Raw genomic sequence first — 23365 nt, 5'->3', positions numbered from 1 at the left:
CGTGGGCTAACCCAGCGCGCTCTTGGCTTCGTCCATGGCCTTCTTGGCAGCTTCTGCGGGTGACATCCGGTTGAAGTGCACTTCCAGTCCATAGCGGCCAAAAGCCTCGACGGCGGAACTGGAACCTGCCGGAGGTACCGGCACTGCGTCTCCCAACTCGGAGGAGATCTCGTCAATGAACTTTGCCGTGGCTGCGTCTTCCGGTGTCAGCTTGGGCAGGACTGCGGCGCGGACTTCCGAGTTGCCCGGGATACCGCGGTCTGCGAGGGCAACTTCGCCGGCCTCCACATTGTTGGCCAGGAAATCGATGAACTTCTGCACCTCGGCCGGGTGCTTGGTGCGGGAACTCGCCGACCAGAACTGTGAGGACTTGTAGAACTGCTTGGCACTCGCGGCGCTGCCGTCCGTGCTCGGTGGACGGTGGATCTCCAAGGGCTGGCCGGACGCTTTGGTCAGGGCGCTCAGCTGGTTGGACCAGTACCAGGCAAGCCCGAACCTGTTGGTAGCCAGGCCCTGCTGGTCCACGGAAGCGGTGGCGTCCTCGGTCATCACCGAGGCGGGCGGCACGGCCTTGGAATCGCGGAGTTCGGCCTGGTATTCGTACCAGCCCGTCAGGTCGCCCTCGTCAAAGCCGAACTTGCCGTCAGAGGTAAAGAGCGACTTGCCGTGCTGACGGAACCAGAGATTCATGGGAGCGTCGCCGCTGACGGCTCCGGAACCATAGACGCCGCTGTTGCTGCCTTCGGTGATGGCGGCCGCCGTCTTGTTGTATTCGTCCCAGGTCCAGGTCTTGTCATCGGGCAACGTGACACCGCTGGCCGACAGGAGCGATGGGTTGGCCAGAACTACCTGGGCGTTCACGCCGGCAGTGACGGCATACTGCTTGCCTTCAACCTTGCCTGCGTCTGCAACGGCAGCATCGAACTTGCCCAGGTCTACGTCCTTCAGTTCCAGGAGGGCGCCGCGCTCGGCGTACTCGCCCAGGTAAGCGGCATCCATTTGAATGATGTCCGGGGCGTCCTGCGAGGCAACCTGCGTAGCGAGCTTGTCCCAGTAGCCGGACCAGTCGCCGTATTCGCCCTTGACCTTGATGGTGGGATTCCGGGCCTCGAAAGCGTCAATAAGTTTTTGGGTCATCTTGTGGCGGACGTCCGAGCCCCACCAGCTGAAGCGCAGGGTGACTGTGCCATCGGGGGCGGACTGCGGCGAGCTCCCGCAGCCTGTCATGGTGATGGCTATAACGGCCGTGGCTGCTGCAGCTTTGAGCGCGAACTTCTTTGTTGCACGGATCGACATCTGGGGTCCTTGTCTTGGCATGGGAATCTTGCAGATGCACGTCGGAGAAAACGCTTTCTCAGCCTAGGTGTGCTCTACGTCACCCGTCAAGGAACTTTTGTGTGTTGATCTCAAACGTTCACAAATCCGCTCATCGCGGGGAACGGGCTCATCGCCGGCGTCGTGAGCAGCTCCACAGCACGAAACCAATCACAGCGGCCGAGGCCATACCCAACGCACCGGTCACTACCAATCCGGTACGGACGCCAAAATCCTCCGTCAGCCATCCCGCCAGCAAACCACCCAGCGCGTGCCCACCCAGAAGCAACGGGAAGTAGAGGGCCAGGACCCTGCCACGAACGCTGGCGCCAGCCTCCAACTGGACGGCGGTAGCTGCGCTTGTGAGGAACAGCAGCGTCATGAAGCCCACCACAATGAGCATCACCACAAACGATTCCTGTGTAGGCATCACGGCGGCCAGCAGTTGCGTCAGGCCGAACAGCCCGGCACTGGCCACAATGCCCTTGCGGCCAAAGCGCTTGATCCGGGTGGCCACCAACGCACCCGCCAAGGCCCCCAGGGCGCTGACTGTGTTGAAGAGGCCGAAACCAGCAGGACCGCTGTGCCACACCTGGTCCGCGAAGGCCGCCAGGACCACGGGTCCGTTCATGCCGAAAGCGCCCAGCAAACCTGCCAGCAGCATGGTCAGGAGTAACGGCGGACGCTCCCGGACAAAGCGGAAACCTGCCAGGATCCGGCCCCGCCGCGGCTCGTGCCCACCGATCTCGGGTGAGTGGTGGAGCTCGCCTGGCCGGATGGACACGATCATCACCAGGACGGCCATTCCCAAGCCGGCATTGGCAGCGAACGCCGCGGCCGGACCTGCCTGGGCAATGACCACGCCGGCAAGTGCGGGTCCAACCATGGCACCCAGTTGGCTAACGGCGCTGTTCAGGCCGATGGCTGCGGGGAGTCCGGTATCGCCCACCACCTCGTTGACGAACACCTGCCGCGCTGGTCCGTCGATGGCACTGGTGATGCCCAAGGCGATGCAGGAGGCGTAGACCACCCAGACGTCGGTACCACCGGTGGCGTTCCACACGGCCAGCCCGGCAGCCAGCAAGACGGCGACGGACTGGCAGGCAAGGAGGATGCGTCGTTTGGGGAAGAGATCCACCAGCACACCACTGATGGGCCCCACCACCAGCATGGGAAGGAACTGCAACGCCACGGCCAGGCCCACCGCCGCCGGGCTCCCCGTGAGCTGGAGAACCAGCCAGTCCTGCGCCAGCCTTTGCATCCACACTCCGCCGCTTCCCACCAGGGAGAGTGCCACGAAGATCCTGTAATTGTGGTGGCGCAGCGGGTAGTGCCAGGTCTCTGTGGAGCGTGTCCGTGGGGCGGATGCTTCGTTTGTCGTGGTGGATTTGGGGCGCAGTGGGAACGGGCGCGGCGACACGGGGTGGACTGCTCGATTCAGCGGGTTGGGTGGTTAACTTCGGTGTGAGCGGATCTTGATGGCCGCGGCTGCCAGGACCAGGGTCCCGGGAACGATCACGAACAACGCCTGCAACATCCAGACAAAGACGACCGTCATGAAGAGGGCGGCGAGCAACAGCAAGGAACCGCTCCAGTCACGCACCGAGTCATTTTTGGCGCTGGAGTAGGCAGCGGCCCAGCGTTGCCGGCCTGGTACTTCAGCAGGCTGCAGGCCTGCATCGCCGTCCCAGTTCACGCCACCGCTCCAGTTGGCGGCGGTGCGGAGCAGGAGAACCGCCCCGGCCGCGGCCAGTATCAGCGTGGCCGGAAGGATAACGGCGCGGCCAGGAAGTTGACCCACCAGGGCGAGCAACAGGTTCAGGACAATCACGACGGCGGCTGCCGCCGTCGTGATGCCAAACTTCCAACTGCCGGGAAGCGCGCGACGGAAATTGCCCCACAAGCTGCGGAGGGAATCGTCCCTGCCGCTGAGGTGCCTTTCCAGGTGCGCGACGCCGGCCGCGTAGGCAGCCGGCGCCGTCACCAAGGGGACTGACAAGAGGAGCACGATGACCCCCGCCAGGATGGTCTCGGCGAAGAGGGCAAAGCGGTTGACCGGAATTCCGGGCTTCCCCGATGACGTGCCAGTGGCATTCATAGTGCTCATTCTTCAGTATTCTCTTCCGTGTCCGTCAGCCTTTGAGGCCTTGTGTTGATACGCCTTCTACGATGTAGCGCTGGAAGACGAGGAAGAAGACCAGGACCGGGAGGAGCGCCAGGACGGACATGGCGATCATGGCTCCGTAGTCCGAGGACTGGGTTTGGTCAACGAAGAGCCGCAGCGCGAGTGGGAGCGGGTATTTTTCGGGGGTGTTCAGGTAGAGCAGCGGGCCCAGGAAGTCGTTCCAGCTCCAGATGAAGGAGAAGATCGAAGTGGAGATCAGGGCCGGTTTCATCAGCGGGAGCATGATGGAGCCGAAGATGCGGACGTGTCCGGCGCCGTCGATGCGGGCTGCCTCATCCAGTTCGGCCGGGAGGCCACGCATGAACTGGACCATGAGGAAGACGAAGAACGCGTCGGCGGCGAGGAACTTGCCGATCAGCAGCGGCACGTAGGTGTCCACCAGGCCAAGCTGCTGGAACACAATGTACTGCGGGATGATCACCACGTGGAAGGGCAGCAGCAAGGTAGCGATCATCATGCCGAAGAACAGTCCGCGGCCGGGGAAGTTGATCCGGGCGAACGCGTAGGCGGAGATGGACGCCGAGAGCACGGTACCCACCACTGCGCCAACGGCCAGGATCAGGGAATTGGTGAAGAACGTCAGGGTGGAGACCCCACCTATGCCTTCCATGGCCGTGACGAAGTTATCGAAGCTGAAGTTGGCTGACCACAACGCGTTGTTGGCGCCGCCGATCTCGGAGTTCGGCTTGAAGGACGCGGAGATCATCCACAGTGCCGGGTAGAGGACCATCGCCACCAAGGCCAAGGCAACGACGTGGAAGATGGTGCTCTTGATCCGCTTGACCGTGGTGGACTCGGACTTCGGGTTGTAGACCGGTGCCGTTGAGGGCTTCGTGGGTGCGGGCTGGGTGGGGGTTGCCATGGTTGTCACTTTGCATCACCGCTGTAGTGGACCCAGGACTTGGAGGTCTTGAAGAAGATCAGCGTGATGATGCCGACCACGATCACCAGGAGCCAGGCCATGGCCGAGGCGTAGCCCATCCGGAAATCGGAGAAACCGCGCAAGTACAGGTAGAGGGTGTAGAAGAGGGTGGAGCCTGCCGGGCCGCCTTCACCGTTGGAGATGATGTAGGCCGAGGCGAAGATCTGGAACGCGTGGATGGTTTCCATGAGCAGGTTGAAGAAGATCACCGGGGAAAGCATGGGCCAGGTGATGTTCATGAACTTCCGTACCGGGCCGGCACCGTCCATCGACGCTGCCTCATACAGGTCCGTGGGGATCTGCTTCAGGCCGGCCAGGAAGATCACCATGGGGGCGCCAAACTGCCAGACGGTCAGCAGGATCATCATGCCCATGGTCATGTTGGGGTTACCCACCCAACCGCCGAGGTTGATCCCGAAAAAGGACAAGCCCTGGTCCACTGGGCCGGAATCGCCGAACATGGCCTTCCAGACGATCGCGATGGATACCGAAGCACCGATCAGCGACGGCGCATAGAACGCGGACCGGTAGAAACCCTGGCCCTTGCGTTTGCTGTTGAGCAGCATCGCGATCGCCAACGCCGCCGCGAGCTTGAGTGGGGTTCCGAAGACCACATATTGCATGGTCACGCCCACCGACTGCAGGAACCGTTCGTCCTGGAAGAGGGTGACGTAGTTATCGAAACCGATCCACTTGGGGGCATCGAAGAGGTTGTAGTTGGTGAAGGACAGGTACAGCGAGGAAATCATCGGACCCACGGTCAGGGCGATGAATCCCAGCAGCCAGGGCAACAGGAAGGTGTAACCGGCGCGGGTGTCCGCCCCACGCCGCCGCGATTTGCGCGGCGGCGTGGGAGCGGAGGCGGCACGCCTGCTCAGGGTTGGGCTTTGCGTCACGAGAATAGTCCGTCAGTTGTGAAGGCCGGATCAGACACAGAAGGTCTGCTTAGGCGTTCTGCTTGATAAGGTCTTCGGCTTCCTTGAACCACGCATCAGCTGCGCCGTCCACGGTCAACTTGCCGTAGTTCAGGTCCTGCGTGACCCGCTTGAACGTGGACTCCAGGGTGCCGAAACCAACAATGGGCGGCTCCGGGGCATCCTTGAGGTACTTCTCGATGGACTTCTCGTAGTCCACCACCAGCTTGTCCGTGCCTTCGAACGTGGTGCCATCGCGCTGGGTCTTCGACGCCGGGACACCGCGGGAGGTCTTGAAGATCTGGCCCACCTCCGGATCGTTGACCATGAAGTCGATGAAGCGGGCAGCGGCGTCCTTGTTCTTGGTTTTGGCGCTGGCCACCATCAACATGGAGGGCTTGAGGAACAGGCCCAGGTTGTCCGGGTCGTCCGACGGAACAGGAACGAGCTTGAGTTCCTTCGCGCCACTGTCCGCGAGGTAGCCGGCCATGAAGTTGTCCCACGTGACTTCCGTTGCCGTGACGTTGGAGCCGAACGGGGACTTGGGCAGCAACTGGGTTGCCTTGTCCTCGCCCACAATCGCCGCGGTGCCGCGCAGGTCACCGGTCAGGTTCCACCACTTCTTCAGATCATCCTTGGAGAAGCCGAGCTTGCCGTCCTCGGTGAACGCCTGGATGTTGTTCTGGCGCAACCAGATGTTGAAGTTCCACCAAATTCCGGTGTAGTCGGTGCCGCCAAACAGGGTGCCGTTGCCCTTGGCGCCGACCTCGGCCAGGAAGGCGTTGAACTCTTTGTAGTTCCAGGATCCATCCGGCTCCGCGATGCCCAGGGAAGCGAGCTTGGCGGGATCGTAGTAGACCGCGAAAGCGTTGGTGCTGGTGGGGATGCCGTAGGTCTTGCCGCGGATCTGGCCCGAGGGAAGGAGGGACTTGTCGAATGCGTCCGTGTTGATCTTTACCGTGCCCAAGTCAAGGAGCTGGTTCCGCTGGCCGTAATCACGCAGGTAGGACAGGTCCCACTGCATCACGTCCGGCAAGCCGCCGCCGGCAGCTTCGGTTGCGCGCTTCTGCCAGTAGCCGGCGAAGTCGGAGAAGTTGCCGTTGACCTTGACGTCCGGGTTCTTGGACTCGAACAGGGCAATGGCCTTGCGGGTACGTTCTGCACGGTCATCGTTGCCCCACCACGTGTACGTGATGGTCACGGGGTTCTCCGCCGAGCCAGTCTGGGCCGGCGATGAGGACTGGCCGCACGCGGCCAGGAACGCGGCAGATGCAGTGCCGAGAGCCACCGTACCCAGGAATTTCCTTCTATCGATCATGAGAGCCTCCTTGCTCAGTTGGTGCAAGCTTGTCGAGTTCTCTACAACGTGGCAGTGATCTCGCTTACACTCGTTCTGAATCGATACAATATCCCTAATTGCGAATCTGGGCAAGCGTTTTCCAAAGAACCTGTTTGCCGGTGATTTCATCGGTACGCTGCTCTTATACGCACCAGCGACAGCAGAGACCCAAACCGCCACCATGATGAAGGAGTCCCCTTGACCTCCCCCGAAAACACCGGCAGTCCATCTGTCTGGAACAGCATCAACGGCCTCGCCTACGGTGGCGACTACAACCCTGAGCAGTGGCCCATGGACATCCGGCTTGAAGACGTCGAGCTGATGAAGGAAGCCGGCGTGAACTTCCTGAGCGTCGCCATCTTCTCCTGGGGCCTTCTGGAACCTACCGAAGGCAACTACGATTTCGGCTGGCTGGACGATGTCCTGGACAACCTCCATGGAGCCGGGATCAAGGTGGCGCTCGCCACCGCCACCGCTTCTCCCCCGGCCTGGCTTGCCCGCAAGTACCCCGAGATCCTGCCCGTCACCTCGGAAGGAGTGCGGCTGGAACGTGGCTCCCGACGCCACTACACGCCGTCGTCGGCTGTCTACCGCAAGTACGCCACCGCCATCACCCGGGTTATCGCTGAGCGGTATAAGGACCACCCCGCCCTGGCGCTGTGGCACGTGGACAACGAACTAGGCTGCCACGTTGGCGAGTTCCACGGCGAAGAAGACGCCGCTGCTTTCCGGGCTTGGCTGGAACGCCGCTACGGCTCCATCGAGGCCCTGAACGAGGCGTGGGGAACAGCGTTCTGGTCCCAGCACTACGCTTCCTTCGAGGACATCATCCCGCCGGGCGCAGCACCCACCACGCTCAACCCGGGCCAGCAACTGGATTTTGCCCGCTTCAACTCGTGGGTGTTCATGGACTACTACCGCGAACTGCTGGCCGTGCTCCGCCAGGTCACCCCGGCCATCCCGGCCACCACCAACTTCATGGTTTCCAGCGCCACCAAAACCCTGGACTACTTTGACTGGTCCAAGGACATGGACGTGATTGCCAACGACCATTATCTGGTGGCCGCGGACCCGGAACGCGAAATCGAGCTTGCGTTCAGTGCAGACCTCACCCGTGGCGTAGCAGGCGGCCAGCCATGGATCCTCATGGAACACTCGACGTCGGCGGTGAACTGGCAGCCGCACAACCAGCCCAAGATGCCCGGCGAAATGCTCCGCAACTCACTCGCCCACGTGGCGCGAGGTGCCGATGCCGTGATGTTCTTCCAGTGGCGGCAGAGCAAGGCCGGCTCGGAGAAATTCCACTCGGCCATGGTCCCCCACGGTGGCCGCGACACCCAGGTGTGGCGCAACGTGGTGGACCTTGGCGAGGCACTGGCCAAGCTGGAACCCGTCAAAGGTTCGCGGGTGGAATCCCGAGTGGCGATCGTGTTCGATTACGAGGCCTGGTGGGCGTCGGAGCTGGACTCGCACCCCAACAATTCCCTGAAATACCTCGATACGATGCGGGCGTTCCACCGCTCCCTGTTCCTCCGCGGAATCACTGCGGACTTCGTCCACCCTTCAGCGGACCTCGCAGGCTACGACCTCATCCTCGTCTGCACCTTGTACTCCGTGACGGACCAGGCCGCTGCCTCGATTTCCTCCGCCGCGGACCGTGGCGCCACGGTCCTCATCAGTTACTTCAGCGGCATCGTCGATGAGCGCGACCACGTCCGTTTGGGCGGCTACCCCGGCGCTTTCCGTGACTTGCTGGGCATCCGCAGCGAGGAATTCCACCCGCTGTTCCCCGGCACCACGGTCACGTTGAACGATGGAACTGCTGGCTCTGTGTGGAGCGAGCACGTACACGTTGCCGGGTCCGCCGGCGCTTCGGCGGAGGTCCTGGCGACCTTCACCGACTACCCGCTCGACGGCGTCCCGGCACTGACGCGCCGATCCGTCGGAACCGGTTCGGCCTGGTACCTCGCCACACTCCCGGATGCCGCCGGCATCGATGCCCTGACCGCTCGCCTGGTGGACGAAGCGGGGGTGACGGCCGCGGCCGAGGCGACTGCCGGCGTCGAACTTTCCCGCCGGCGCGCCGACGACGGCCGCAGCTTCCTGTTCGCCATCAACCACAGCCGGGAAGACGTCACGGTCAAGGCCGACGGCGCCGAACTGCTCAGCGGATTGCGCTTCGCCGGCGTCGTCCCCGCCGGAGCCGTGGCCGTCATCGCGGAAGACTGACCCAAAAGCAGGTGGCGCGCGAGAAAAAACCGCGCCCCGGCCGGATCACGAATGATCCGTCCGGGGCGCGGTTGTTTTCTGAGGAAAGCTAGCTGATGGCGGACTTCATTTCATCCACAGCCTTCTTGCCGGCCTCTTCAGTGGAGAGCCTGTTGAACAGGACCTCCGAGGTGTAGCGTTTGATGATTTCCTGGATGGCGCCTGCACCCTTCGGCGGTGCTGCCGGGGCGTCGCCAAGTTCTCCCTTGATCCCGTCGATGAAGCTGACAACCTTGACGTCGGCCTTGGCCAGCTTGGGGGCGATGGCCTCACGGACCTCGGAGTTCGGGTACACGCCGCGGTCTGCCAGCAGTGCCTCGCCGGCCTTGACGTTGTTGGTCAGGAAGTCGATGAACTTGGCAGTCTCTTCCGGGTGCTTGGTGCGCGATGATGCGGACCAGAACTGGGAAGCCTTGTACCAGAGCTTGGCGTCTTCCGCCTTGCCCGTTTTGGACGGGAAACGCAGGATCTGGAGTTCGCCTCCGGCAGCCTTCTCGAGTGCCGGGAGCTGGTTGGACCACCAGAAAGCCAGGCCGTTTTTGCCGGTAGCCAGGCCACTCTGGTCCAGCGGAGCGGCTTCGGCTTCAACAACCTCAGATGCCGACGGAACTGCCTTCTTCTCGCTGAGTTCCTTCAGGAAGCCCCACCATTCGGCGATGTCCGAAGGCTCAAAGCCCAGCTTGCCGTCCTCCGTGTAGAGGGACTTGCCGTTCTGGCGGAGCCATACTCCGAGGGAAGCTTCGTCCGTGCCGTAAGCGGCGGCGCCGTAGGTGCCCTTGGGCGACTTTGCGGTGACCTCGGCGGCAACGCGCTCGAAGTCCTCCCAGGTCCAGGTCTTGTCGTCCGGAATGGCGACGCCCGCTGCCTGGAAGACTGCCGGGTTGGCCAGGATAGTCGCGGCGTTGATGCCTGCAGCGATGCCGGTCAGGCCCTTCTCGCCCTTGCCGGCTTCCAGCGCGGCTTCATCGAGCTTGGAGGTATCGATCTGGTACTTGGAGAGGTCCAACAGGGCACCGCGGGTGGAGTACTCGGTGATGTACTTCTCGTCCATCTGGATGATGTCGGGAGCATCGTTGGCTGCCACCTGGGTGGCCAGCTTGTCCCAGTAGCCGCTCCAGTCGCCGTACTCGGGCTTGATCTTGATGTTGGGGTTCTCCGCTTCGAAGGCTGCGATGGCCGCCTGGGTTACCTGGGCCCGCTTGTCACCGCCCCACCAAGCGAAGCGCAGCTCCACCTTGCCGTCGGCGCTCTTGGCGTCCGATCCTCCGCCGCCGCCGCAAGCGGTGAGGGCGAGGACGGCTGCTGCGGTGGCTGCGACCAGCGCTGAGGCGCGAACTCTGCGCTTCCTGCGCTGGGCCGTGGGGGCCTGGGCTGTGGGAGCCGAAGGTGTTGCCCCTGCTCCGGGGGCGACTGCCTCACCTTTGGGATGTACCGGCACTGTTGTCTCCGATCTTCATTGATCCTGATGCGATTGGGAAAGCGTTTTCTTGCTGAGAATTATGATACAAGTCACAATCTTGTATTACAAGATGCAAACTTGTCTTAGTTGTTGAAGGGTGCGACGCCGGTACCCAGCATCGCCGGTGCGCATGACGACGGCGGTACGCACCGCCGTGGACCCCTGACCCGGGCGGCACCCACCACAAGGGGGGCGGCAACCGCCGCCCCCTTCAGGCGCTGCTCCCGGCCTATTTGATGCCGGTGGTGGCGATGCCCTTGATGAGGAACCGCTGGCCGAACAGGAAGACGAGGAACACGGGGAGCAAGGACACAATGGACATCGCGAAGAGCGATCCCCAACTGGTGGCCGACTGCGAGTCAACGAAGGCCCTGAGGGCCACAGGGACGGTAAACATGTCCGGGTCCGTCAGGTAGATGAGGGCTCCGAAGAAGTCGTTCCAAGTCCAGATGAACGTAAAGATGGTGGTGGTGGCCAGGGCCGGGACCATCAGCGGCAGGATCACGCGGAGGAAGATCCTGGGGTGGCCGGCGCCGTCGATGCGCGCTGCTTCGTCGAGGTCCTTCGGAATACCGCGGATGAACTGGACCATAAGGAACACGAAGAACGCGTCCGTAGCCAGGAGCTTGGGCACGATCAGCGGCCAGAAGGTGTTCACCCAGCCGATCTGCGAGAAGAGGATGTACTGGGGCACAATCACTACGTGGAACGGGAGCATGATGGTCAGCAGCATGATGCCGAAGAAGATCTTCTTGCCGCTGAACTGCAGCCGGGCGAAAGCGTACGCCGCCATGGAGCAGGAGATCAGGTTGCCCAGGATGGAACCCAGGACCACGATTGCCGAGTTGACCATGTAGTGCCCGAACGGGTGCGTCAGCGCGGACCAGCCATCGGTGTAGTTGCTCATTTCCAGGTTTTCCAGCCAGAGGCCGGGTTCGCGGAAAATCAGATCGTTGGGCCGCAAGGAGGAAACCACCATCCACAGCAGCGGGTAGATCATCACACCACCCACGACGATCAGGATGGCGTGCTTGATCAGGCCTTTGATGCGGGCGCTGCGGCTGAAGGCGAGGCTGCCACGGGATTCGCGGCGGCGCGGGCTTTTTCCGGGCTTGCCGGCTTTGGCGTCGTCGGATGAAGCTGCGGGGAGGGTTTGGAGTTTAGTCATCGTAGAACACCCAATACTTTGAAGCGATGAAGTTGATGGCAGTAAAGACACCGATGATGACCAGCAAGAACCAGGCCATCGCTGAGGCGTAACCCATATCGAACTGGCCGAAGCCCTTTTGGTACAGGTAAAGGGTGAAGAACATGGTGGAGTCGGACGGGCCGCCGTTGCCGCCGGAGACGATGAACGCTTGGGTGAACGACTGGAACGAACCGATGATCTGCAGCACCAGGTTGAAGAAGATGATGGGGCTCAGCATCGGCAGGGTGATCCGCCAGAACTTCTGCAACGTGGTGGCACCATCAACTTCGGCCGCCTCGTAATACATCACGGGGATCTGTCGCAGGCCGGCCAGGAAGATGATCATGGGGCTGCCGAAGGTCCAGACGTGCAGCAGGATGATGGAGCCGAGGGCGGTGTTGGGGTCGGAGATCCAACCGGGGCCTTGGATGCCTGCCATCGCCAGGACCTGGTTGACCAGGCCGGTGGTGCCGAAGATCTGCTTCCACAGGATGGCAACGGCAACGGAGCCGCCCAGCAGGGAGGGCAAGTAGAAGATGGACCGGTAGAACGGAAGCCCGCGGAGACCCTTGTCCAGGACCAGTGCAATGATCAGCGCCACCGCCAACTGCAGCGGAACACCCACCAGCACGTACGTAAAGGTCACACCCAGCGAGTTGTGAAGCCGGGCATCGCCGAACATGCGGACGAAGTTATCCAGGCCCACCCATTCAGGCGGCTGCAGAAGGTTGTAGTCCGTGAAGGACAAGTACAACGACATCAACATGGGGCCAACAGTGATGGCCACCAAACCCACCAACCACGGCGAAAGGAAGATGTACGCGGCCTTGTTGTCGCGGCCGTTCGCCTTCTTCTCCTCCTTGGTCATGGGGCCCTTGCGGCGGGTCATCGTTGAGAGTTCGCCTATGGCGCTCATCGCTTCCCCCTCGCCGGCCCGCGAACGCCTTGCGGCGTCCCCGTGTGCAGTACAGCGGCCATGTGGTCTCCTTTGGTCATCGTGGCCATCCACGGACTTCGAGTCTGGTTGGTGCTTGCCTTCCGGGACGCCGACGCTCCGGCCCTTCCCCTTGAAAGACCGGGATGCAACTCCCGGGCTTCAGCGGCTCCGTACCAAAGTAAACGTTTTCTTGACCCATGTACAGCCTTTTGCTAATTTTTGAGAAAGCGTTTTCTGACGAAGCCGCCCTTCCGATTTCCCCCACGCTGAAGAAGTCCGGCGTGCGCCCCCGCACACCTTGACGCATCGAAAAGGCAGGACATCATTGTTCCCCACCGACTGCCACTGCCATGAGCGCGGCTGACATGGAAGATACGCCCGTCCGCCCCAGCGCATTGACGCGCTACGAAGACTGGCCGGACTACGCCGTCCGCCATCGCTTCAACGCGGCTTCTCCGGCCGCCCAGGAACTGGCCGACACACTTGGCGTCCCTTCCGTAACACCGGACCTTGAGTACACGGTGCACTCCGAGACAGTGCACGACGACGTCACCACCTCCCACTTGTCATGGCAGTTGGGCTTTGGGCCGAGGACAGCGGCTTGGTTCGTCCGGCCCGCCGGGGAAACCGGCCCCCTGCCCGGCGTACTCGCCCTGCACTGCCATGGCGGAGTCAAGGCCTACGGCGCGGAACGGCTCGTGTCCCTTCCGGATAACTCCCTCCCGGCCGAGGTGCGAACGAAACTCTATGACGGCCGTGCTCTCGCCACCTGGATGGCGCAGCAGGGCTTCGCAGTGCTGGCCCACGACACTTTCATGTGGGGAAGCCGGGGCTTTGGCCTTGACACCCTGCCTTGGCGGACCGCCACCGCCGTTAACGGGCAGCGGGCACTTTGGCGGGAGTCCGGCGTCGAACCTTCCGCAGCGGAACAATACAACGCGGCCGCAGCCGCCCACGAGGAAACCGTGGCCAAAGCCGCAACGCTGCTCGGCAGCAGTATCTCCGGAACCGTGGCGCATGACGACCTTGCCGCGCTGGGCATCCTCGCGACGCTCCCGGGGGTGGATCCCGGACGACTCGGCTGCCTCGGGTTCTCCGGCGGAGGCGGGCGTGCCATGGTGCTCGCTGCCTTGAGTCCCCTGATCCGCAGCTATGTGGTGACGTGCATGATGACCACCTTTGGCTCGCTGCTGCCGGCGTACCTGGATGCCCACTCGTGGTTGCTGCACTCCCCCGGTCTAGCCAAGCTGGGTGACTGGCCGGACCTGGCCACGCGCTCCACCGCCAAGATCCTGGTCCAATACGGCATGGCTGACCAGCTTTTCCCTGAACAAGGAATGCGCGATGCCCACCAACACCTGGTGGAGAACCTGCCCTCCCGGTACACCGGCAGTCTTTGGCAGGAACCCCACGTCTTCACCCAGGCCATGCAGGACGAGGCCGCAGCATTCCTTGCCGCCGCCCTGAAACCGACCCCATCCGGCAGTTCCCCCGCACCTGACCCCACTAGGACAGCCTCATGACCCAGCCCTTGACAGTCTCCGCTGCGGAGGTTCACTCCCGGCTCCCCCGTGTCGCACTGGTGGGTGTCCACGGTTTCGGCGAACGGCACCTCGACAACCTGGATCGGCTGGCTGCTGCCGGTGCATTGGACCTGGTGGCCGTCGCCGATCCGCGTCCTCCCGCCGACGGAAAACTTGGTCCCGGAGTTGAGGTCTTCCCTTCCCTCGATGCGCTGTTGGCGGCTGGAGTCGAGCCGGATGTCGTGATCATTTCCACGCCGATCCAAACGCATGCGCCCCTGGCCATGGCTGCACTCGAGGCCGGCGCCGACGTGTACCTGGAAAAGCCCCCGGTGGCTTCCATGGAGCAGTACCAAGAAGTCATGGCAGCGGCCGCGAGCGCCGGCCGCTTGGTGCAGGTGGGGTTCCAAAGCCTTGGCTCCGAAGCCCTTCCCGCCATTGAAGAACTGGTGGCGGCGGGGGAAATTGGTGAGGTCCGGGGCCTCAGCGCAACAGGTTTGTGGCTGAGGACCCGGTCCTACTTCAAGCGTTCCCGCTGGGCCGGCAAGCGCAGCCTGAACGGGACAGACGTGGTGGACGGCGTGGTCACCAACGCCCTGGCACACGCTGTGGCGACGGGGCTGCGGCTTGCCGGGGCACGAACGGCATCCGACGTTGCCTCCGTGGAGACGGACCTCTATCGGGCGAATGACACCGAGAGCGACGACACCTCAGTGGTAAGGATCCGAACCACCAGCCGCCCTGGATTGCCGGGAGGACCTGTGCTGATGCCAGGCCCTGTGCTGACGTGTGCACTGACGTTGTGCGCACCGGTGCAGTCGGCGCCCGCAGTCACCATCTACGGCACGTTGGGGCAGCTGACGCTCTTCTATACAGAGGACCGGGTTGAGATCACCACGCCCTATGGTGTCCGGAGCGAGACCTTCGGACGGACCGACCTGCTGGAGAACCTGCTGTCCGCCAGCAGTGAGGAGGATCTCCTCAGCCCCCTCAGTGGCGTCGGCGCGTATGTGTCGGTGCTCGAGGCGATCCGCACGGCAGAGGCTCCCCGGCTGATCCACCCGGACTACGTCACGTGGGAAGGCGAGGGCGACGACGCCCACCCCGTGGTGCGCGGCATCGAATCGTTGATTCGCCGGGCAGCGTTGGGGCAAGCCACATTTGCTGAGCTCGGAGCGCCGTGGACGGAATCCGCTGCCGGCTCTGGGGCCGTCCCCTCAAACCTGGCCGAATTCCGCGTCAATGGCACGCCCGTCGCAATGCTCCAGGACGGAAACAGCATCCGCCCCACGTCGTCACCCCGTCCTTACCTGCACCCCGTTCGAACACTTGCGGGAACCGTGGTGACGGATCACGTCCCGGAAGACCACGTGTGGCATCTGGGCGCGGGCGTCGCCATCCAGGACGTGGACGGCATCAACTTCTGGGGCGGGCGCACCTACACCAGGGACGCCGGCGCCTACGTCTGGCTGAAGGACCACGGCCGTATCGTCACAGACTCCGCGGACCACGCTGAAGGACAACGGCGCGAACAGTTGAGCTGGCTCGGTCCCGACGGATCACCAATACTCCGCGAACAGCGCGAATGGCGCTGGGCCGCCGTCGGGCATTCTGCGTGGAAACTGACGCTGGACTTCACGCTGGAACCCGCCACCGGACGCCCGGTGCAGCTGGGCAGCCCGGGTTCCAACGGGCGGCCACAGGGTGGTTATGGAGGCTTCTTCTGGCGGCTGCCGAAAGTCAGCGATGCCACCATCTGGACCCCCGATTCGCGCGGCGAGGACGCTGTTCACGGCACCACGGCGCCGTGGTTGGCATGGTCGGGAACCTTCGACGCCGGAACGGCCAGCGCCGCGCGCGTCACCGGCGACCCTGGACTGGGGCACCCGGCAACGCTGGTGTTCCTTGCCTCACCGCAGGCACCGGACCCGTGGTTCGTGCGGCACTCGGGCTATCCCGGCGTCGGACTTTCCTTGGCCTGGGACGCGCCGGTGACCACCGCGCCCGGCAACCCGGTCCACCGGACGGTCACCGTGCTCGTCACGGACGGCTTCCTGGCAACACAAGACATTGAACAACTCATCTCACCTTTGGGGGAACCGGCATGACCACGCCCACTCAATCCACGCCGTTCGCCGGCCAGGCACCAACACCGGCATCGACGCCGGCGGGCGCCATAGCCCGCACGGCACCCGGCAACGCCGCAGACCGCGCAGTGAAGCGCCGGCGTGTGCTGGATATCCTGGACGCCGCAGGCCGCGACTCGCTCCTTCTGACGACCAACACAGCGCTCACCTGGTACCTGGATGGGAGCCGTGTCCACATCAGCCTGGCCGGCGACCCCATCGCAGCCCTCCTGGTGGACCGCGACGGCGACCACCTGGTGACGTTCAACAACGAGGCCGGGCGCATCGCTGCCGAGGAATTGCCCGACGGCGTCAGCCTTCACACCGTGCCGTGGCACGGTCAACTGCATGCGGCGGCGGCTGGCCTTGCCGTTGATGGTGACCCTTTGGTGGAAGCAGCCGTCACCGCAGAACTGCGTGCGGCCCGCCAGGAACTGCTCCCGGCCGAGGCTGCCCGCTATGCCGGGCTGTCCGCTGATGCCGCCGCTGCCATGACGGACGTCCTCACCGCGGCAACCCCGGAGACTACGGAGTTCCAGCTCGTCTCGGACCTGGCCGCGCGGATTGTGGCGGCGGGCGCCGAGCCGTTGGTCCTGCTCTGCAACGGTGCTTCCCGCAGCGACTTCCGCCATCCGCTGGCTACGCACTCCCCCATCGGACGGCGCGCCATGGCGGTGGTGTGCGCCCGCCGGAATGGCTTGGTTGCCAACGTGACCCGGTGGGTAGCGTTCGACGCCGGTACGCCGCAGGAGCTCGACGCCGAGGCCCGGATTGCCGCCGTGGAGGCCGACATCCTCCGTGCCACGGTCCCCGGAGCCCGGCTCAATGGGATCTTCGCCGAGATCAAGCTCGCTTACGCGCGGCATGGCTTCGGCGAGGATCAGTGGACGCTGCATCACCAGGGCGGGCCGGCCGGTTATGCAGGCCGCGATCCCCGGGTCACTGCAGAGGCCACGGATACGGTGGTGGTCAACCAGCCCTTCACGTGGAACCCGTCCGGGCCCGGCGTAAAGATCGAGGACACTGTCCTGCTCACGGATTCCGGCGTGCGCGTCCTGACCACCGACGACCGGTGGCCGACTACCGACGTGGACGGCCGCCGTCGTCCGCTGACGCTGCGCCCGTAACGCCTGACTCCTCACACGAAAGGGGCGGGATCACCGGTGTGGTGATCCCGCCCCTTTCGTCTCCCGTGACCCAAGTGGTGGTTTAGCTGAGCGTCAGCACTCCGTCCACACGCCGGGGGATGCCCAGGGGGTTGGCGTCGCGCAGGGCCGGGTGCAGGACGGTCTCCGGAGCATCCTGGTAGGCCACCGGACGCTGGAAGCGGCGTACAGCGGTAGCCCCTACGGAAGTGAACAGCGATGTGGTGGCCGGGTATGGGCCGCCGTGCTGCTGGGCCCAGTTCACGGCAACACCTGTGGGCCAGCCGTCGAACAGGACCCTGCCAGCCAAACCGCTGAGCTGCTCCACAAGTGCGGAGACGTCTTCACCCGGTTCCGCATGCACCGTGCCCGTGAGGCTGCCCGGAACCTTGGCCAAGGCCGCGGACAGTTCCTCCTGGTTGGCGTACTCGATAAGCAGCGTGGTGGGGCCGAAGCACTCCTCCAAAAGCTCGTCGGGGCGCTCCAGCACGTTGGCTGCACTGGTGGAGAACACCACTGGTGCGGCGCCGTCGGCCAGGCTGTCCTGCTGCACGGTGCCACTGACCACGGCGACACCCGGCTGGTCTGCGACGTTACGGAGTCCGTCCGGGTAGGCCTCGGCGATGCGCTCGGTGAGCATGGCAGCGGTGGGCTTGTCCTTGCTGGCCTCGGCCAGGTGCGAGGCGAAGTCAGTACCGGCCGGGATGAACACGAGTCCCGGCTTGGTGCAGAACTGGCCCGCGCCCATCGTGAATGAACCGGCAAGGCCTGCGGCGAGCTGCCGGCCACGCTCGGCCAAGGCCTCCGCAGTGATGACCACGGGGTTCAGGCTGCCGAGCTCACCGTAGAACGGGATCGGCTCCGGACGGGAGGCCGCGAGATCAAACAGTGCGCGCCCGCCGGGAATGGAGCCGGTGAAGCCAACGGCTTTGATGGCGGGGTCCTGGACCAAGGCGGTGCCCGCCTCGCGGCCGCTGACCAGGGCGAAGATCCCTTCCGGCGCGCCGGCCTTGGCCAGTGCCTCGGTGACAATCTCGGCGGTCCGCTCGGAGAGACGGATGTGGCCCGAGTGCGCCTTGACGACCACCGGGCAACCCACTGCCAGTGCCGACGCGGTGTCTCCACCGGCCACGGAGAAAGCGAACGGGAAGTTCGACGCCGAGAACACAGCTACCGGACCGATCGGACGCAGGATGCGGCGCAGGTCGGGCTTCGGCGGTGTGGAGGCCGGGTCGGCGTGGTCGATCACGGCTTCGAGGTAGGACCCCTCGGTGATGACCTTGGCAAACAGCCTCAGCTGGCCACTGGTCCTGGCCACCTCCCCGGTGAGCCGGACGGTGCCCAGGCTCGTCTCGGAATCGGCGATGGCCACCAGTTCGGTGACGTTGGCGTCCAGGGCGTCGGCGACGGCGGTCAGCCAGGCCGCGCGCTCGGCATCGGTTGCTGCTGCGGTCACCTTTGCTGCTGCCGTGGCTGCGGCGGTGATGGCTGTCAGGTCAAGAGTTGCTGTACTCAATGCGGTTTCCTTTACTCTCAGGGGCGGCGCTCTCAGATGCGGGCAGCGGCGGTGCGGGCGCTCCGGCGAAGTCAAAGCCCAGTCCGGGGCGGCCTGTGCTGCTCAGTGTGCTCTGGCCCTTGCTGTTGTTGATCCGTACCGGCGAAGGCCCGGCCAGTATTCCGAGTTGTTCGAAGGACGCGTCTTCCACGTCCTCCACGCTTACGGTTTCGGCAAGGGTGAGCGCCAGCTGCCCGGAGAGCTCCGGAAGCAGGTGCGGCGCCACCCTGATGCTGTTGGCCCGGGCCAGCTCCACGATCCTGCGGAACGGCGTAATGCCGCCCACCCGGACGATGTTGGGCTGGATGATGTCCACGGCTTCGGCTTCGATGAAGTCGCGGAAACGGTAGATGGTGTGGACGTTTTCCCCCAAGGCAATGGGTACCGGAGAGTGCTTGCGCAAACGCCGGTAAGCCCAGAGATCGTCGGCCCGGATCGGTTCTTCCAGCCATTCCAGTCCGTACTCCCCCAAGACGTCCAAAGCACGGAAGGTATGGGCCAGGTCCCAACGCTGGTTGGCGTCGATCATAAGCAACCGGTCCGGGCCGATGACCTGCCGGACAGCGGCAACGCGTTCGGCATCTTCACGGAGTTCGGGCTTGCCCACCTTGATCTTCACGGCGTGATGCCCGGCAGCAACCCATCGCTGTGCCTGCTCCACGAGCTGCTCCAGGGTGTAATGGAGGTTCACTCCGGAGCCATAAACCTCCACCGATTCCCGGCGTTGGCCCAACAGTCCTGTGACCGAGGTGCCCGCCTGCCGTGCTTTCAGGTCCCACAGGGCCAGGTCCACGCCGGCCATCGCGATGGTGGTGAGGCCTCCCCCACCGGCCTCATGCAGCCGCTTCCAGAGTTGGTCCCACACCATTTCCGGGTTGGCTTCGAGGCCAAGGATGAACGGTGCAATGTCGTAATCCAAGAGGGCTTTGACCGCCTGGGGACCAATGGTGGGTGTCCAGGAGAAACCGTGGCCCCTGCCGCCGTCGTCCGTGGTCAGCTCTGTAACGATCACATGGTTCTCGGGTGCCTCGGCGCCCCAGCTTCGCAGCAGCGGAACCGTGATCAGCCGGGTGGTGAGGCCCGTGATGCGGGCCGTCATCAGCTGCCGGCCAGCTCGTGGCCCTTGGCCAGGATGGACTTGAGCTCCAGCAATTGCTCTTCACTGGGGTCCACCAGCGGAGGACGGACCGGGCCAACAGGCAGCCCGGCCAGGCGCAGGCCTGCTTTGATGAGGGAAACGCCAAAGCCCGGGGTCTGGTCGCGGAGCCGGACCAGCGGGGCGTAGAACCCTTCGAGCAGAGCATGGCGGCGCTCTTCATCACCGGAGACGTAGGCGTCGTAGTAGGCCTTGGCGATTTCGGGGGCCATCGCGAACGCTGCCGAGGAGTAGAGCGGAATGCCGAGGCCACGGTAGGCACCCTGGGTCAGCTCTGCGGTCAGCAGGCCGTTGAACAGGGCGAAGTCGGTGCGGCCGCTGGCGTTGATCGCGGAGACGATTTCCTGGGCCAGGCCGACGTCGCCGATTCCGTCCTTGAAGCCAACAACCTTCGGGTTGGCGGTGAGGCGCGTGATGGCCTCGGCGGTGAACTTGGCCGTACCGCGGTGGTACACGATCACGGGCAGGCTGCTCGCGGCGGCGATGGCCTCGACGTAGGCCACTACACCGTCCGTGGGACCTGTGACGAGGTAGGGCGGGAGCACCAGGAGGGCATCCGCGCCGGCTTCCTCGGCCACTTTGGCTGCCGCGATGGCGTGACCCAACGGTCCACCGGCACCGGAGACCACGGGAACTGCTCCAGCAACAGCCTCGACGGCGGCGGTCACCACGGTGCGGATCTCATCGATGGACAGGGCATGGAATTCGCCAGTGCCGCAGGCGGGGAAGACACCGCCGGGACCGAACGGCAGGCGGGAGGTGATGTGCTCCTTCAGCAACGCCACATCTACGGTGCCGTCTTCAGCAAAGGGAGTGACGGGGAAGAACAGTACGCCGTCGAATTTCATGGGGTCTCCTTGGTTGCTCCCGCCGGGACCAGTCCGGCGTGGTTCTCGTCATTGAGTGCTGCGGGGTTGAGTGCTGCGGCGTTCTGGTGGTCAGACGCAGTGTCCGCGCCTTCGTACGGCGGGGTGAGTTCGGTGCGCCACGAACGCTTGGGTTCCCAGCCGAGGAGCTCTCGGGCTTTGTCGATGGAGAACGCCGGGCTGGTGCCGGTCAGGTGTTCAGTGAGCGGTCCGCTGCCAGGCAGGAATCGCGGGAACAATTCCGCCAGGGGCGCGGTAGCCAAGGCATCCTTGGCGCCCACAAAGAAGACCTGGCCGTTGGGGATGCTGTCCATCTTCTGCAAAAGTACGTCCAGGAAGTCAGCCACATCCCGTGCGTCCACATAGTTGAACAAGGCCGGTGCGGACAATGCGGGATCGTCCAGGCGCTGCCGGATGGTGTGCCCCTGTTGCGTCAGGGCGCCTTCCCATTCCTCCGGGGACAGGACGTAGCACGGGCGGAATGCCGCGTACCGGATCTTGTCGCCCTGTGCTGCGGCGAACATCTGCACGGTCTGCTCAGCGATCAGCTTGGACAACGCGTAGGCGTTCCACGGCTTGGGCGGTGTCTGCTCGTTCAGAGGGAACGACGGCGGCAGCCACCCTGCCGGTGAGCCATAACCCAGGGCGGTGGGGCTGGACGCCGTCACGATCTTCGGGACGCCCGCTTCGGTAGCGGCACTGACCACCGCGTAGGCGAGACGGGTGTTCGTGCTGAAAATGACGTCCTCGGGTGCGCTGAAAGGTACGGCAATAGCAGCGAGGTGGATGACGGCGTCGGGCGCTGTTTCGCGGATGAGCCGCTCCGCTTCCCCCGGTGCCAAAAGATCAGCGGTGTACTGCTCGGCTCCGGCGGGCAGTTGCTCCGCGGGGATGGCGTCCCGGTCCACCGAGATCACCTTGTGGCCGGCGTCTGCCAGTCCAGCCACAACGCTGCGTCCCAGGCGGCCGGAACCTCCGGTAACGAAAATCCTGCTCATGGTCTTGTCCTTGATTGGTAGTGAACCGGTCAGGCCTGGCTGCGGCTGAGGTCGGCGCCGAGTCCCAGTTCGCTGATACGAACGGGCTGGCCGGTGTCCAGGGACTGGTTGCCGGCAATGCCCACCGACACGGAACGGAGTCCGTCGATGTAGCCGGACGGACGGCCCAGTGGATCAATGCCGGGACCATTGAAAAGGTCCGAGAGCAGCAGGTTGTCGCCGCCGCCGTGGCCGCCCTCACCGTTGACGATCGGAACTTCGTAGGCAGCTTCCCAGTGGCGCTGGACCACCAGGCGCTCACCGTTGCGGCGTACGGCATCCTCTTCCTCGATGGGAGTGGCGCTCGGGTCCACTACGGTCTTCTTGTCGGTGCTGGACTCGACGGCGGCGCGTTCCACCACTTCGAGTTCAGCCCGGCCTTCGGTGCCGTTGACGGTGACGCGGTAGCCTTCCCACGGGCTGTGGGCGTTAAGCGAGTAGCTCAGCGTCGGGCCGCCCTGGTAGTCCACCACGAGGGCCAGGTTGTCCTCGATGGTGATGCCCTCGGTGAAGACGTCCTGGTCACGGATGTAGCCGTCGAACTTTTCGTTGTCGTAGTACAGGGCCTTCAGGCGCTCGTCGTCGCGCATGTCCAGGCGGAAGGGATCGTGCTCAAGGCCATCTACGGTGCCGCGCTCCGGACGTGCTCCCAAGCCGCGCTCTGCTGCGTTTTTGTCGCCGTAAAAGCGCAGGCCACCGGAGGCAAAAACGCGCTCCGGAACATCGTTGATCCACCAGTTAACAAGGTCGAAGTGGTGGGAGGCCTTGTGGATGAGCAGGCCGCCGGAGTTTTTCTTTTCACGGTGCCAGCGGCGGAAGTAGTCCGCGCCGTGAACGGTGTCCAGGACCCAGCTGAAGTCGATGGAGGTGACCTTGCCGATCACGCCGTTCATGATGACTTCCTTCAGTGCCGTGTTGCGCGGCGAGTAGCGGTAGTTGAACGTCACCACCACGTTCTTGCCGGTCTTCGCCACCGCTTCCGTAATACGGCGGCATCCGTCAACGTCAATCGTCAGCGGCTTTTCAACCACGACGTCGGCACCCGCCTCGAGCGCCTCAACGATGTAGTCCGCGTGGGTGAAGTCGGGCGTCGTGACGATGACGCGCTCGATGTCGTTGGACTGGATGAAGCTGGTGAGCTGGCCCGGCTCAAAGGATGCAACGGGTTCTGTTCCGCCAAGCTCCTTGATGAGCTCCTGGTAGAAGTCCACCCGGCCCGGGTTGACGTCGGAGAGCGCAATAAGTTCCGCAACGTCCGAGTGCTGCCCATAGACGGCCCGGATATACATTTCCGAGCGGCCACCGGTGCCGATGAGGGCGATGCGTGTCCGGTGGTGGCCTTCAGTCCGGGCAGTGGGTGCGGCCGTTTCGGTCTGGGTCTCGGCTGAGCCGACGGTGACCATGTTTGCCATGAGGGATGCCCCTTTCAA

The 23365-nt window shown here is 64.1% G+C and carries 18 protein-coding genes; 4 read left to right on the top strand and 14 right to left on the bottom strand.

The annotated features are described in order from the left end of the window. Nucleotides 1-6 precede the first annotated feature (6 nt). The 6 genes from WBN73_RS00410 to WBN73_RS00385 form a co-directional block, all read right to left on the bottom strand. Entirely contained in the window at nt 7-1296 is a 1290-nt protein-coding gene (locus WBN73_RS00410) for an ABC transporter substrate-binding protein (protein ID WP_337339172.1), read from the bottom strand. Nucleotides 1297-1444: 148 nt separating this feature from the next. Then, nucleotides 1445-2734, bottom strand: a complete 1290-nt coding sequence (locus WBN73_RS00405) for an MFS transporter (RefSeq protein WP_207594505.1) — start codon at nt 2732-2734, stop codon at nt 1445-1447. Nucleotides 2735-2767: 33 nt separating this feature from the next. Continuing rightward, complete coding sequence (locus tag WBN73_RS00400) at nt 2768-3412, bottom strand: Poxvirus protein I5 (RefSeq protein WP_337339419.1); 645 nt, start codon at nt 3410-3412, stop codon at nt 2768-2770. Nucleotides 3413-3446: 34 nt separating this feature from the next. After that, the gene (locus WBN73_RS00395; RefSeq protein WP_207594507.1) at nt 3447-4370 is read right to left on the bottom strand and encodes a carbohydrate ABC transporter permease; all 924 of its coding nucleotides are present in this window, start codon (nt 4368-4370) and stop codon (nt 3447-3449) included. Beyond that, the gene (locus WBN73_RS00390; RefSeq protein WP_337339171.1) at nt 4367-5317 is read right to left on the bottom strand and encodes a carbohydrate ABC transporter permease; all 951 of its coding nucleotides are present in this window, start codon (nt 5315-5317) and stop codon (nt 4367-4369) included. Before WBN73_RS00390 ends, WBN73_RS00395 begins: the two co-directional genes overlap by 4 nt. 49 nt (nt 5318-5366) lie before the next feature. Next, on the bottom strand, nt 5367-6653 hold the full coding sequence (locus WBN73_RS00385) for an ABC transporter substrate-binding protein (protein ID WP_207594509.1): 1287 nt from the start codon (nt 6651-6653) through the stop codon (nt 5367-5369). A 219-nt stretch (nt 6654-6872) separates the two neighbouring features. Here WBN73_RS00385 and WBN73_RS00380 point away from each other — a divergent pair, with 219 nt between their 5' ends. Then, complete coding sequence (locus tag WBN73_RS00380) at nt 6873-8903, top strand: beta-galactosidase (RefSeq protein WP_337339170.1); 2031 nt, start codon at nt 6873-6875, stop codon at nt 8901-8903. Between the two features lie 88 nt (nt 8904-8991). On the opposite strand, the gene WBN73_RS00375 is transcribed toward WBN73_RS00380, so the two are convergent. The 3 genes from WBN73_RS00375 to WBN73_RS00365 all read right to left on the bottom strand — a co-directional run bounded on the left by WBN73_RS00375 (nt 8992) and on the right by WBN73_RS00365 (nt 12506). Next, entirely contained in the window at nt 8992-10380 is a 1389-nt protein-coding gene (locus WBN73_RS00375) for an ABC transporter substrate-binding protein (protein ID WP_207594511.1), read from the bottom strand. A gap of 250 nt (nt 10381-10630) precedes the next feature. Beyond that, entirely contained in the window at nt 10631-11569 is a 939-nt protein-coding gene (locus tag WBN73_RS00370; RefSeq protein WP_207594512.1) for a carbohydrate ABC transporter permease, read from the bottom strand. Beyond that, a complete protein-coding gene (locus tag WBN73_RS00365; protein WP_280623466.1) occupies nt 11562-12506 on the bottom strand; it encodes a carbohydrate ABC transporter permease in 945 nt (314 codons plus the stop codon). The genes WBN73_RS00370 and WBN73_RS00365 overlap by 8 nt, the downstream gene beginning before the upstream one ends. A 371-nt stretch (nt 12507-12877) precedes the next feature. On the opposite strand from WBN73_RS00365, the gene WBN73_RS00360 reads away from it, so the two are divergent. From WBN73_RS00360 to WBN73_RS00350, 3 genes are read left to right on the top strand one after another with little or no spacing between them, the layout of a single operon-like run. Next, nucleotides 12878-14050: a dienelactone hydrolase family protein gene (locus WBN73_RS00360; RefSeq protein ID WP_337339169.1), complete on the top strand. Its 1173-nt coding sequence runs from the start codon at nt 12878-12880 to the stop codon at nt 14048-14050. Beyond that, complete coding sequence (locus tag WBN73_RS00355; protein ID WP_337339168.1) at nt 14047-16158, top strand: DUF6807 family protein; 2112 nt, start codon at nt 14047-14049, stop codon at nt 16156-16158. Before WBN73_RS00360 ends, WBN73_RS00355 begins: the two co-directional genes overlap by 4 nt. Then, nucleotides 16155-17303, top strand: a complete 1149-nt coding sequence (locus tag WBN73_RS00350; protein ID WP_337339167.1) for a M24 family metallopeptidase — start codon at nt 16155-16157, stop codon at nt 17301-17303. The genes WBN73_RS00355 and WBN73_RS00350 overlap by 4 nt, the downstream gene beginning before the upstream one ends. An 82-nt stretch (nt 17304-17385) precedes the next feature. Here WBN73_RS00350 and WBN73_RS00345 read toward each other — a convergent pair whose 3' ends face one another. From WBN73_RS00345 to WBN73_RS00325, 5 genes are read right to left on the bottom strand one after another with little or no spacing between them, the layout of a single operon-like run. After that, nucleotides 17386-18837, bottom strand: a complete 1452-nt coding sequence (locus tag WBN73_RS00345; protein WP_337339166.1) for an aldehyde dehydrogenase (NADP(+)) — start codon at nt 18835-18837, stop codon at nt 17386-17388. Further along, a complete protein-coding gene (locus WBN73_RS00340) occupies nt 18818-19975 on the bottom strand; it encodes a mandelate racemase/muconate lactonizing enzyme family protein (protein WP_337339165.1) in 1158 nt (385 codons plus the stop codon). Before WBN73_RS00340 ends, WBN73_RS00345 begins: the two co-directional genes overlap by 20 nt. After that, nucleotides 19975-20880, bottom strand: coding sequence for a 5-dehydro-4-deoxyglucarate dehydratase (locus tag WBN73_RS00335; protein ID WP_337339164.1), 906 nt, complete (start codon nt 20878-20880; stop codon nt 19975-19977). Before WBN73_RS00335 ends, WBN73_RS00340 begins: the two co-directional genes overlap by 1 nt. Continuing rightward, nucleotides 20877-21896 (bottom strand): NAD-dependent epimerase/dehydratase family protein, encoded by a 1020-nt coding sequence (locus tag WBN73_RS00330; protein WP_337339163.1) that lies wholly within the window; start codon nt 21894-21896, stop codon nt 20877-20879. Before WBN73_RS00330 ends, WBN73_RS00335 begins: the two co-directional genes overlap by 4 nt. 29 nt (nt 21897-21925) lie before the next feature. Then, on the bottom strand, nt 21926-23338 hold the full coding sequence (locus tag WBN73_RS00325; protein WP_337339418.1) for a Gfo/Idh/MocA family protein: 1413 nt from the start codon (nt 23336-23338) through the stop codon (nt 21926-21928). Nucleotides 23339-23365: the final 27 nt, after the last annotated feature.

The organism is Paenarthrobacter sp. CCNWLY172 (genome assembly GCF_037402035.1).
GTDB lineage: Bacteria > Actinomycetota > Actinomycetes > Actinomycetales > Micrococcaceae > Arthrobacter.
The sequence above is the reverse complement of the archived record's forward strand: the minus strand, read 5'-3'. Positions and strand labels throughout refer to the sequence as shown.

Excerpts from the sequence above, each read along its gene's own strand:
- WBN73_RS00410 (WP_337339172.1), bottom strand. The coding sequence starts at position 1,296 with ATGTCGATCCGTGCAACAAAGAAGTTCGCGCTCAAAGCTGCAGCAGCC.
- WBN73_RS00400 (WP_337339419.1), bottom strand. The coding sequence starts at position 3,412 with ATGAATGCCACTGGCACGTCATCGGGGAAGCCCGGAATTCCGGTCAAC.
- WBN73_RS00385 (WP_207594509.1), bottom strand. The coding sequence starts at position 6,653 with ATGATCGATAGAAGGAAATTCCTGGGTACGGTGGCTCTCGGCACTGCA.
- WBN73_RS00370 (WP_207594512.1), bottom strand. The coding sequence starts at position 11,569 with ATGACTAAACTCCAAACCCTCCCCGCAGCTTCATCCGACGACGCCAAA.
- WBN73_RS00365 (WP_280623466.1), bottom strand. The coding sequence starts at position 12,506 with ATGAGCGCCATAGGCGAACTCTCAACGATGACCCGCCGCAAGGGCCCC.
- WBN73_RS00360 (WP_337339169.1), top strand. The coding sequence starts at position 12,878 with ATGAGCGCGGCTGACATGGAAGATACGCCCGTCCGCCCCAGCGCATTG.
- WBN73_RS00355 (WP_337339168.1), top strand. The coding sequence starts at position 14,047 with ATGACCCAGCCCTTGACAGTCTCCGCTGCGGAGGTTCACTCCCGGCTC.
- WBN73_RS00350 (WP_337339167.1), top strand. The coding sequence starts at position 16,155 with ATGACCACGCCCACTCAATCCACGCCGTTCGCCGGCCAGGCACCAACA.
- WBN73_RS00340 (WP_337339165.1), bottom strand. The coding sequence starts at position 19,975 with ATGACGGCCCGCATCACGGGCCTCACCACCCGGCTGATCACGGTTCCG.
- WBN73_RS00335 (WP_337339164.1), bottom strand. The coding sequence starts at position 20,880 with ATGAAATTCGACGGCGTACTGTTCTTCCCCGTCACTCCCTTTGCTGAA.
- WBN73_RS00330 (WP_337339163.1), bottom strand. The coding sequence starts at position 21,896 with ATGAGCAGGATTTTCGTTACCGGAGGTTCCGGCCGCCTGGGACGCAGC.
- WBN73_RS00325 (WP_337339418.1), bottom strand. The coding sequence starts at position 23,338 with ATGGTCACCGTCGGCTCAGCCGAGACCCAGACCGAAACGGCCGCACCC.